The following is a 1,189-nucleotide window of genomic DNA, read 5'->3' as shown; positions in this document are numbered from 1 at the left end:
CCTCAAATATAAAATGGGCGCCTTTTCTCCAACAGCGTCATTTGTCAGATCGGGCGGACTCGCATCCTACTCAGCAAAGCCCGAAGACATAGTCCGAAGAACCCTCGCAATTGTTGAGCGGATCGTGGATGGTGTCGATCCGTCGACCATTCCCGTTGAGCAGCCTACGGCATTCGAAGCGATACTGAACCTCAAGACCGCCAAAGCGCTTGGGATCCAGGTACCGCCTTCCGCTCTGATGCGGGTTGACAGAATTATCGAGTAGCGGTGCGGTTGTTGCATCAGGTCCGGTTCATGGCCCGAATGCGACGTAGCGGCGCGCCTTGTTGAGGTCTGCTCAGTGGAGCATGGCGGACTAGATTTGCTCACATTGAGATATTCGCATTTTGACCCAAACCGGTCATTTCGACACATCCACATCACTATAGCCACTGACAGCATCCAGTCTGTGTGGTAGCGCGACGGTTTAGGAGATCGACTGTGCTGACCAGAGGCTTCAGAGGCGACTTGTGCAGGTTTGCAGCCGTGGCAGGGGTTATTATTGGAGCGACTTGCTCGCCTGCATCTGCTGACAAGACCGTCTATTACGCTGACAGTTGCGTGGAACAGGAAAGCGGCGACGTCGGCGGCTATGTTGTCATCGTCTCGGATGGTAAGCCATTCCCGGTGATCAGGCTGAGTTGGTCTGAAGGCGCACTGAAGCAGCCCGTCGCCGCTAAAGTCACTGACTATGATCGAGGGTCCGGCCGATTATCTTTCTCAGTTTCGATTGACTGGGACGAAGGTAAAACGCGCGATATTCAGTTCGACGGCAAACTTACAATTGATCGGATGACGGGCACATTTGCAGTGCCATGGGACACTGCCCGGAAAGCCGTAGAACTCAAGGTCCGGTCGCGCAAAGCAGCATTTGAACCCACAACGACCTGCCGATCCGATTGAGAGAAAGACGCTTGGCGCGACGTCCGCTTGTGGCCCTTCTGTATGGACCGGCCGCGCGTTGCAAGCCAAAAATGAGGATCGGGAGATGATTGGTCTTGCGCTTCTGTATCCGGCCCGTGAGCGGAACTGTTGCGTTCCTGGCCATCATGGATATCCGCGCGCGCTCGATCTCATTCGCGTCTCGGCCCCGAAGGCCAGAAGGGCCACCTGATCACGAACGCGCTGGCGAGACCTTTTCTCCATCTCC

General features: G+C 55.7%; 2 protein-coding genes. Both read left to right on the top strand.

Annotation, left to right across the window (positions count from 1 at the left end):
- Positions 1-265: ABC transporter substrate binding protein (locus AC630_RS41800; RefSeq protein WP_283808485.1), on the top strand; the 265-nt coding region annotated here is incomplete at its 5' end.
- 260 nt (positions 266-525) lie between these two features.
- Positions 526-942 carry a hypothetical protein gene (locus tag AC630_RS45040; protein ID WP_143198759.1) on the top strand — a complete coding sequence of 139 codons (417 nt, stop codon included), beginning with the start codon at positions 526-528 and terminating at the stop codon, positions 940-942.
- Positions 943-1,189: the final 247 nt, after the last annotated feature.

The organism is Bradyrhizobium sp. AS23.2 (genome assembly GCF_001908185.1).
In the GTDB taxonomy this organism is placed as follows: domain Bacteria; phylum Pseudomonadota; class Alphaproteobacteria; order Rhizobiales; family Xanthobacteraceae; genus Bradyrhizobium.
This window is presented reverse-complemented; position numbering and strand designations above follow the sequence as displayed.